The following is an 8,841-nucleotide window of genomic DNA, read 5'->3' on the forward strand; positions in this document are numbered from 1 at the left end:
GGCGAGATGCCGGAGAACGAGGGTCAGGAACCCCAGAACCAGCCCGACGGCGGGCAGGCCGGACAGGATGCCGGCCGCACCGGGACCGACGGCACGCCGTGGGACCCGGACCGCGCGAGAGCGCTCATCGAGAAGCTTCGCCCCTTCGAGAAGAAGGCCACCGAGCTCGAGCGTCGCAACGCCGAGCTCGAGGCGAAGCTCGCCGAACACGAGAACGCCAGGCTCTCCGACCAGGAGCGCATGTCGAAGCGGTTGAAGGAGCTGGAGACCGAACGGGAGACGTGGGAGCGCGAACGCCGGGAGATCCGGGTCGCCCAGGCCCTCACGTCCGCGGCCGCCGCAGCGGGGGCCCTCTACCCAGAGGATGTCGCCCGTCTCGCGGACCCGTCCACGCTCGAGTTCTCCGACGACGGACGGCCGTCCAACGCCGAAGCCGTGGTGGAGAAGTTCCGTGAGCGACGCCCTGAGCTGTTCCGGCCCCGCGGGCCAGGTTCAGCAGACGGCGGTCCTCGCGGGACACCCGCTCCGGCCAGCGACATGAACGCGCTCATCCGGAGAGCCGCCGGAAGGAGCTGATGAGAGATGCCCTACGACAACGTGATCAGCCGCACCGACGTCGCGGCGCTCATCCCCGAGGAGGTGTCCAACGCCATCCTCACGTCGCTGCGGGACCAGTCGGCGGCGCTCACTCTGTTCCGGCGCATCACCGTGCCCCGGAACCAGAGCCGGCTGCCCGTCCTGTCTGCCCTGCCCACGGCCTACTTCGTCAACGGCGACACCGGCCTGAAGCAGACGACCGAGATGGCGTGGGCGAACAAGTACATCAACGTCGAGGAGCTGGCGGCCATCGTGCCGATCCCCGAGACGGTGCTGGACGACGCGTCCTTCGACGTCTGGGGTGAGGTGCGGCCGTCACTCGAGTCGGCGATCGGACGCACCTTCGACGCCGCCGTCTTCTTCGGTGTGAACAAGCCGGCGAGCTGGCCGGACGACATCCTCACCGGCACGACCGCCACCGGGAACGTGTACGCCCGCGGAACGAACGCGGAGAACAAGGGTGGCATCGCCGAGGACCTGAACCAGCTCATGGCCTTGGTCGAGGAGGATGGGTTCGACGTCAACGGGTTCGTCACGGCGCGCACGTTCCGGGCCCGGCTGCGGGGCGCCCGCGCCACCGACGGACAGAAGCTGCTAGACGTCTCGACCAACGAGCTCGAGGGCGTACCGGTCCGGTACGCGATGCCGGGCCTGTGGCCGCAGGGACCGGGCGAGGTGGAGATGTTCGCCGGCGACTTCGCGCAGGGCGTGGTCGGGGTCCGTCAGGACTTCACCTACAAGGTCCTCGATCAGGCCGTGATCCAGGACAACACCGGCGCCATCGTCTACAACCTCGCCCAGCAGGACATGGTGGCGCTGCGGGTCACGTTCCGAGTGGGGTTCCAGGTGGCCAACACGATCACGTGGGAGAAGCAGGCGGAGGGTGACCGCTACCCGTTCGCGGTCCTGACCGCACCGACCGCATAAAGGAGGACGTGATGCCTGACAAGAAGATGAAGCAGGGGTCCACGTCGCCGGACGAGGCCAAGGCGGCCGAGGACGAGAAGGGTTACCTGGGTCAGACCCCCGACCCGACACCGAACGAGCACTACACGGTGCCCGGCGTTCTGGCCGGAAAGCCAACGCCGGAGACCGACGACGATCTCGCGGCGAAGGCCAAGGTGAACCTCAGGAGTTGAGGTTTCGGGCTTGCTCTGCGGCATGGAAGGCCTCGGCCATGCGGGCCCAGTCGTCGTCCACTCGGTTCACGCCGCCTGCGTTGCGATTGTTCGTGCCGATCGGGCCTGTGTGCGCTTGGCACCAGATCTCCGCGGTGCCGAATCGGAACGGCCTGGCGATCGCCTCATCGACAGATGGTGAGGGCGGGTTGCCAGCCGCGATCGCGACAGCATTGAAGGCGCTCTTTCCCAGACATACGGCAAGGACGGGACGGACGATCTCGATCTGAGGGATGGCGAATTCGCGGGCAGCACGGACGAGGTCTCGCGTGGGGATGGCGGCGCTCATCCCTCCCAGCTTCACGAATGGAAAGACGTTCGTCGCGAAGACGTTGGAGAGGTCCATGTCGAAGTGCCGCCGTAGCAGCGCCTTGAGTTGCTGGTTCGTCCGACGGTGTGGGTCGTGACCGAACTCGATCCGCTCCGGCAGGACCGGCCCCTGCAGCACGTCTTCGGACGCCCAGTCCTGAAGCAGGATCATCAGCGGCGAATCAACGTTGCCCGCCGACTTGGTGTAGGGCGAAACGAAGTCGCACTCGTAGATCCCGTCGTGGTAGTCGCCGATGCTCCCGTAGCCCGGCCATCTGGTGGCCTTCCGTCGGGCGGCGAGTTCGAGGAGCCGCGCGCTCTTGTCCATGTCGGCCAAGGCTACCCAGGCATCAGGTGCCACATTGACCGCATAGGAGAGCTATGGCCCTCGCCGGAGCTGAGGAACTCGTTCATCTGGTCGGCACGGAGGTTGATCAGCTCCGCGCCGAGCGCTGTCTCGAGCTGGTCTCGGCTGCCATCAAGGGTGAGGCGGGCAACGAGGTCGAGCGGCGCGACGGCCATGAGGTTCGGCTGCGCGGGACGTGGCGGACGGAGCTGTGGCTTCCCAACCCGCCGGTGCTCTCCGTCGATGTGGTCGAGGTGGACGGGCAAACGTTGCCGGAGGGCGGCTGGGAGTGGCGCCGGTCAGGCTTGCTGCTCCGGTCGGCGCCGCCGCTGTCCAACGCCCGGCCGGTGTGGGGGTGGGGCGGACCGCGAACCGAGATCCGGATCGTGTACAGCCACGGCTTCGATCCGGTGCCGGGTGACCTCCAGGCCGTCTGCCTCCAGGCGGCGGCACGGCTGTACGCCAACCCGGGCGGAGTACAGGCCGAGTCGATCGGGTCATACAGCGTCACGTATCCCCACAGCGGGGGTGAACTGCTCACAGCGGAAGAGCGGCGGGTCTGCCGGCGCTACAGGCAGACGGCATGACGTTCCGCGGCCTGCTTCGAGGCCAGAGCGTGGAGGTCGTTCATCGCTCGTTCGCGACGGACGACTACGGGCAGCGCATCGAGTCCGCCACGCAAGAGGTCACGTATCCGGCCTACCTGGAGCAGACCTCGGAGCAGGAGGTCACCGGGGGCGCCGAGGCGGCCATCAGCGACTGGCTGATCGTGCTGCCGCCCGAGGCAACCGGCATCCGGCCGCTCGACCGGATCCAGAGCGAGGGCCGGGTATTCGAGGTGGTCGGTTCTCCGCGGCTGGTCCGTCGGCCGGCGACCGGCGAGCTGCACCACGTTGAGGCACGACTGAGGTTCATCGAATGGCAGACCGGATCACCGTAACCGTGCATGGTGCCGACGAGCTGGGCCGGAAGCTGCGCCGGCTCGACCGGGAGCTAGCCGGGAAGGCCACCCTGCTCGCCCTGGCGGCCGCGGGCGAGGTGGTGCGAGGCACGGCCGCCACGAAGGCCCCCGGCGGCCCTGGGGGCGAACTGGGGCGGTCCATCCGCGTGGAGCCGCGCTGATGCCCCGCCGGATTACCGTCCACGTGGGCAGTGACCTCTTCTGGGCCCCCGTCCACGAGCGAGGCGCGGTCATCTCGGCGAAGCGAGCCCGGATGCTGCGCTTCCAGGCCGGCGGACGGACGGTGTTCGCGCGCCGGGTCCACATCCCGGCCCGGCCGTTCCTGCGGCCAGCGTTGGACGCAGGCAAGGGCCCGGCCGTGGCCGCCTTCGGGACGACGCTTCGAGTCCAGATCGAGCGGATCGCTCGTGGAGGCTGAACGGGCACTGCGTGATCTGCTGCTCGCCACCCAGGATGTGGCCGAGCTCGTGGGCGACGGTATCCACCCCGTCCACCTGCCGCAGGGCTTCCGGCTCCCGGCCGTCAGCTACCAGCGGATCTCCGGTCCCCGGATCAGGGCACACGAGGGTCCGTCGGGGCTGGCGAGGCCGCGGATCCAGGTCGATTGTTGGGCCGAGACGTACGCGGCGGCCAAGGAGCTGGCTCGCCGGGTCCGCCAGTCCGTGGACGGGTGGCGCGGCGAGTCCGCCGGGATCCGGATCAACGACGTCTCGGTGGTGACGGAGATGGACGGCTACGAGCCGGACACCGGCATCTGGCGCGTCCAGCTCGACCTGATCGTCTGGCATGAGGAGGCAACTTCGTGAACTACACAGAGCGCGACTACCGAGGGCGCACGCAGTACGACTGCCGGCGCTGCCCGTTCACAACGTCGCGGCGGGACGGTATCGAGCGCCACGCCCGGGAGCGCCATCCGGGCCCCGCATTCGAACCGGCGGCCGAGCCCGACGGCGAAACCAAGCGCAAGACGCGGAAGGAGGGATAGCAGATGGCGATCGGCGCACAGGGAACGCAGCTCCAGCGGGAAGACCCGGCGACCCCGGGAACGTACACGACGGTGGCCGAGGTGAGGAACATCGGGGGGCCAGGACTGTCCGTGGACACGTCCGACGTCACCTCGCACGACTCGGGTCCGTGGCGCGAGTTCATCTCGACGCTCATCGACCCCGGCGAGGTGTCGCTCGATCTGAACTTCCTGCCCGACGACCCCACGCAGACGGCCCTGCTCGACGATCTGCAGGCGCGGCGCGTGGGGACGTGGCGCCTGCTGTTCCCGAACGGGGCGACATGGGGGTTCCCGGCACTCGTGACCGGCTTCGAGCCGTCATCGCCCCACGACGGCGAACTGTCGGCCAGCGCCACGCTGAAGGTGACAGGACAGCCCGACTTCGCCGCCGCCTAAGGAGACGCGCATGTATCTCGACAAGGAGCAGATCCGACAGGCTCAGGACATCCCCTCAGAGGACTCGGACGTCCCCGAGTGGGGCGGCCGGGTCCGCGTGTGCGGCCTGACCGGCAAGCAGCGCGACGATTACGAGGCTTCCATCGTGAGGTTCCGCGGCGACCGGCGCGTCCTCGACCTGCGAAACGTCCGTGCTCGGCTCGTTGTCCTGTGCGTCGTTGACGCCGACGGGCGCCGGGTCTTCGCCGACACCGACGTGTCCTGGCTGACCGAGACGTTCTAAGGAAGCGGCCGGGTGCCTGGCCGATAACGAACAGTTGAGCGCGCCTACCGGTGTTGTCGAGGGCAAGCGCTACCAGGTCCTTGAATGTCTGCCGCTTTCGCATCGCGTTGCTCCCGGTATCCCATCGCGACAGTTTGAACTCCGCCACCCGTAGATTCGTTTCTAGGTCGAAGGGTCTCGTGGGGTCATTGCCGGCGGCCAGAGACGGACGTCCGCGAATCACTTCCCCGGGCTCAAGGAGACTAGGCAGGGCCAGTACGATCGCTGCCGCATGGATGAGGTCGTTGATTCGTCCGAAGCTGTTGCGGAAGCTCACAGCTGCGTCGAACAACTCCTGCGTGACCCTGGCTCGTGTGGCGATTCCCCTCGTTGCTTCGGCTTCCGTGCCTTCCAAGAGGTGCTCGAGGGATGCAATCGTGCTCGTCAGGTCGCCACTCTTCTGGTGTAGGAACCCTAAGAGGATCTCTGCCGCCCTCTCGAGGGGCAGTTCCTGCGTGTGGGCAGGACCGTTCAACTGGAGACACTTCCGTTCGAAGTCATGAGGGCGCTGTCCTTCGCCCCCTAGCACCAGAGGGTTTCCACCGGTAGCGCGTTACTTCAAGCTCTGAGGGATCGGGCGCCCAGGAACGCCATGCTCGTACGCGCCCCCCACTCGCTGCGGGCGCAGGGTCGTTCCGATTCAGGTTGATGCCCGTGACGACTATGAGGATCGTTCGGCCCGGATTCCGAAGAGCATGACGAACCTCAGCAGCCGTTAGCTCCACTGTTGGCTCCGGCCCGATTGTGCCCTTCACCTCGACGAAGTACGGGGCGGAGTTCCTTGTCTTGCGACCCTCAAGGTCCCACGACTTCTTGCGAGAGACATGCTCTACGAGCGGCCATCCATTCTTCAGGCACCAGGCCTTAGCGGCCTGCATCGCTCGATCCTCTACCGCCAGTCGCTCAGCTAGGGAGAGGCGTCCCTGTCCTCCACGCCTCTGTCTCGGCGGAGCAGCTGGCTTCCCTGTCAGCCCCCACCGAGAGAGCACGCTGGAGTCCTCGACGAGAAGCCAGCCATTCGGCCTGAAACGCATGCCGGCGGGTCTTGGCAGGTCAATCTTACGTACGGGCCGATACCGGAAGGCAAGGACGTACCCACTGTCCGGACCACGAACCGTGTAGTAGTGACGCCGGACGCGCTGGGCATCTAGACCGAGACCTGCGGCTATCAGGCGACTGGCCTCTGCCTTTGAGTTGTAGGGCTCCTTTACGACGTGCAGTGCCTCGACCTCCCAGCTCATCCTTCCGCCGCCGGGCCATGAGTCGACCAAGACAACCCGCGAGCCTTGGGTTAGAAGGGCGTACGGATGCTGGCGAACCTTCCACAGATTCCAGTGCGAACCGTTTGCATCGCTGCGTGAGGGGAAACCAGGATCCTCGTCGTTCGACCAGTTCAGGAAGAGCATCGTCAGCAGTCGAGCCTTTGGAGAGCAGCGTCATACGCGGCCGCCCGGTCATCGGATAGTTCGCCGTTGATCTGGACAAGCAGGTTGCCTTTGACGAAGGTGTGCGAGTAGAACATGGCGCTCTCGCGTCCCAAGCTGTCGTAGTACTCCTTCGTCTTGTCGCGATCCTCGGGAGTTTCGAACGAGAGGACTCGGCCGCCGCTGTCTTCCCCAAGGGATGGGATCAAGAACCTCGTTCCTTCATTCGCGACGAGCGGAGCAGCTCCGTAGTCGTCACGCGTCATCGGGCGGGGGCCCTCGACTTCCAGGCCTGCGTCTGCGAAGGCCTCGATGGCCGCGTTGCTTTGACACTTGGTGAATGGCGCTGGGGTTGGAGTGGGGGTGGGTGTAGTTCCCTGGCGTCCACGCTCCGTAGGCTCGCTTCCGTCCGCGCAACTGGCGCCGATCAAGATTGCGAGTGCCAGAACTAGAGCGGCGCGGGCTCCCATGCGTTTCCTCCAGTCAACTGACATCGGCTCTCCAACCTACCCGCTAGAAGAACCACGATGACCCTTCCGGGGGATGGTCGGTATGAGCGAAATCAAAGACTATGGAGGTGAGCTTACGATGGCTGGTCGATTGGGACTCCAGCGTGGTCGAGCCCGGCCCGTCGTGCAGCGTCGGCGAGGTCGCGGTCCCACGTGACCATCACGGTGTCCTCGAGGCCAAGCGTAAGCACCGATGCGAGGTGGACCGCGTCGTATCCCCGGAGGCCGCGCAACTCGGCGAGGTCGCCGGCGCTCCGCGTGACATCCTCACTGACTTCGATCAGTTCCATCTCCGCGAACCGCTCTTCCAGGGCCGACTTCGCGTCATCGAGTTGGCGTCGTGAGATGCGCCCGCTTCTTCGGGCGGCGGCGAGAGCGGCTCGCGCCTCGGGGTAGGAGAGCCGGCTGGTGACGAGGAGGTCGGCACCGTTCCAGATGTCGGAGGCTTCGGTGGATCCTTCCTCCGCTACGACGAGCTTGATGATCGCCGACGTCTCGAAGTAGACGTTCACCGCCGCTGTTCACGAACCAGGTCCGAAACGGTGCCCTTGGCTCGGATCCGGCGATGAGCGGAATCAGGTCTGCGCGGTCGCTTGGCCGGTGTGATGATTCCTGCGGCGACGAGGCGGTCGTAGGGGACCGGTGCCGAGGCGCCGATGAGGCGCGCGACTGGGCGGCCTCGCTCCGTGATGGTGACTTCTTCGCCGCGGCCGACTGCGTCGATCCAGCGGCGGAGGTGGTCTCGGAGTTCTCGGATGCCTACTTCCAAAACGGTACACCTCCTTTCCTGCCCACGGTACACCTTTGCCGACATTCTTGCCGACATTTGCCCCCGGACGTTTTCCCTGGTCATCGGCTGAAACCGGACTTGACCTGCGGAAACGGCGATTGCGCCTGATACCGCTTGTAACGCCCTGACCGGCCCCCGCCTCGTTCGCAACGCAGAGGTCGACGGTTCGAATCCGTTCGCCTCCACGGGAGTACACGCGTCAGGCGAGAGGCTCTGGCACCTCGACGTCCTGGACCCCACGTCGAAGAACTGATAGTTCGCGAAGGGACGGAGTACGCGGATCTGGCAGTCGCGGAACCGGCAATGGACGAAGCCGATCCCGCGCGCAGGGCATGCAATCTCCACGTCAAACCCATCGAACTCACACCGGCTGACGAAGGTCCAGGCGGAGATGCGCATCGGAGTGACGTGGCGGTCCCGCTTGAGCCATATGACTCATGTTCCTGGACCTCATGCAGCATACGTTCGCATCGACCGGGGCAGATGGAGGATCCCACGCCCAGGTTGTGGACATCGGGCTGGATGCAGACGGAAGCGACGCTGGAGGGGACAGATCATGAGGGGGCAGCGGATCCGACCTCTGTCGATATGGCTGACGGTCCTCGTCGCCGCGACCACCACGCCGCTCGCCCACGCCGAGCGCGTGGAGGACCGCGCCGGGTGCGTCGCCGCCACCGTGGACCCGTCGGGATCAGAGACGTGCACATTCACGGCCTCCGGGGCCGTTGTCTACGCCGCCGGCTACACGGGTTCGTGGGAGATCTCGCTGTTCAGCGGACCCGACGGGTGGCGGCGATTCGGCGGGGGATCCCCCGGCGAGTCACCTCGTCCAGCGGGGGTCATCCCAGCCGTGCGGGGGGAGCCTGTCCGCATCAGGATCTGGGCCGGCTCGGGCATGGTGCTGGCGGCGAACCAGATGGCCGCGGCGGACCGGCTCCCGCCGGTGGCTCTGCCACCGACGCCGCCGCTGCCTCCTCTGCCGGAGGCGCCGCCCGTACCGGAC

15 protein-coding genes are annotated in these 8,841 nt (G+C 66.7%); 11 read left to right on the forward strand and 4 right to left on the reverse strand.

Translation table 11 applies throughout. The annotated features are described in order from the left end of the window. Window positions 1-6: 6 nt before the first annotated feature. The 3 genes from VM840_13605 to VM840_13615 are packed head-to-tail and all read left to right on the forward strand — an operon-like array spanning window position 7 to window position 1,736. Window positions 7-576 (forward strand): hypothetical protein, encoded by a 570-nt coding sequence (locus VM840_13605; protein HVL82619.1) that lies wholly within the window; start codon window positions 7-9, stop codon window positions 574-576. Between the two features lie 6 nt (window positions 577-582). After that, window positions 583-1,524 (forward strand): phage major capsid protein, encoded by a 942-nt coding sequence (locus VM840_13610; GenBank protein ID HVL82620.1) that lies wholly within the window; start codon window positions 583-585, stop codon window positions 1,522-1,524. A gap of 11 nt (window positions 1,525-1,535) precedes the next feature. Continuing rightward, on the forward strand, window positions 1,536-1,736 hold the full coding sequence (locus tag VM840_13615; GenBank protein HVL82621.1) for a hypothetical protein: 201 nt from the start codon (window positions 1,536-1,538) through the stop codon (window positions 1,734-1,736). Here the strand turns inward: VM840_13615 and VM840_13620 are convergent. Next, the gene (locus VM840_13620) at window positions 1,726-2,412 is read right to left on the reverse strand and encodes a uracil-DNA glycosylase family protein (protein HVL82622.1); all 687 of its coding nucleotides are present in this window, start codon (window positions 2,410-2,412) and stop codon (window positions 1,726-1,728) included. The genes VM840_13615 and VM840_13620 overlap by 11 nt on opposite strands. A 53-nt stretch (window positions 2,413-2,465) precedes the next feature. Between VM840_13620 and VM840_13625 the strand changes: the two genes are divergently transcribed. The 7 genes from VM840_13625 to VM840_13655 all read left to right on the forward strand — a co-directional run bounded on the left by VM840_13625 (window position 2,466) and on the right by VM840_13655 (window position 5,076). Then, complete coding sequence (locus VM840_13625; GenBank protein ID HVL82623.1) at window positions 2,466-3,017, forward strand: hypothetical protein; 552 nt, start codon at window positions 2,466-2,468, stop codon at window positions 3,015-3,017. Then, entirely contained in the window at window positions 3,014-3,370 is a 357-nt protein-coding gene (locus VM840_13630) for a hypothetical protein (protein ID HVL82624.1), read from the forward strand. The genes VM840_13625 and VM840_13630 overlap by 4 nt, the downstream gene beginning before the upstream one ends. Next, window positions 3,349-3,552 (forward strand): hypothetical protein, encoded by a 204-nt coding sequence (locus VM840_13635; GenBank protein ID HVL82625.1) that lies wholly within the window; start codon window positions 3,349-3,351, stop codon window positions 3,550-3,552. The genes VM840_13630 and VM840_13635 overlap by 22 nt, the downstream gene beginning before the upstream one ends. Next, window positions 3,552-3,809, forward strand: a complete 258-nt coding sequence (locus VM840_13640; GenBank protein ID HVL82626.1) for a hypothetical protein — start codon at window positions 3,552-3,554, stop codon at window positions 3,807-3,809. Before VM840_13635 ends, VM840_13640 begins: the two co-directional genes overlap by 1 nt. Next, window positions 3,799-4,197: a DUF3168 domain-containing protein gene (locus VM840_13645; protein ID HVL82627.1), complete on the forward strand. Its 399-nt coding sequence runs from the start codon at window positions 3,799-3,801 to the stop codon at window positions 4,195-4,197. The genes VM840_13640 and VM840_13645 overlap by 11 nt, the downstream gene beginning before the upstream one ends. Before the next feature lie 182 nt (window positions 4,198-4,379). Next, window positions 4,380-4,793: a phage tail tube protein gene (locus tag VM840_13650; protein HVL82628.1), complete on the forward strand. Its 414-nt coding sequence runs from the start codon at window positions 4,380-4,382 to the stop codon at window positions 4,791-4,793. Window positions 4,794-4,803: 10 nt separating this feature from the next. Beyond that, window positions 4,804-5,076, forward strand: coding sequence for a hypothetical protein (locus VM840_13655; GenBank protein HVL82629.1), 273 nt, complete (start codon window positions 4,804-4,806; stop codon window positions 5,074-5,076). A 1,447-nt stretch (window positions 5,077-6,523) separates the two neighbouring features. Here the strand turns inward: VM840_13655 and VM840_13660 are convergent. The 3 genes from VM840_13660 to VM840_13670 all read right to left on the reverse strand — a co-directional run bounded on the left by VM840_13660 (window position 6,524) and on the right by VM840_13670 (window position 8,237). Next, window positions 6,524-6,805: a hypothetical protein gene (locus VM840_13660; protein HVL82630.1), complete on the reverse strand. Its 282-nt coding sequence runs from the start codon at window positions 6,803-6,805 to the stop codon at window positions 6,524-6,526. A gap of 317 nt (window positions 6,806-7,122) precedes the next feature. Continuing rightward, window positions 7,123-7,560 carry a type II toxin-antitoxin system VapC family toxin gene (locus tag VM840_13665; GenBank protein ID HVL82631.1) on the reverse strand — a complete coding sequence of 146 codons (438 nt, stop codon included), beginning with the start codon at window positions 7,558-7,560 and terminating at the stop codon, window positions 7,123-7,125. Then, window positions 7,557-8,237, reverse strand: a complete 681-nt coding sequence (locus VM840_13670; protein HVL82632.1) for a type II toxin-antitoxin system prevent-host-death family antitoxin — start codon at window positions 8,235-8,237, stop codon at window positions 7,557-7,559. The genes VM840_13665 and VM840_13670 overlap by 4 nt, the downstream gene beginning before the upstream one ends. A 157-nt stretch (window positions 8,238-8,394) precedes the next feature. On the opposite strand from VM840_13670, the gene VM840_13675 reads away from it, so the two are divergent. Beyond that, on the forward strand, window positions 8,395-8,841 hold a 447-nt coding region (locus VM840_13675; protein HVL82633.1), incomplete at its 3' end, for a hypothetical protein.

It is taken from the genome of Actinomycetota bacterium (genome assembly GCA_035540895.1).
GTDB lineage: Bacteria > Actinomycetota > JAICYB01 > JAICYB01 > JAICYB01 > DATLFR01.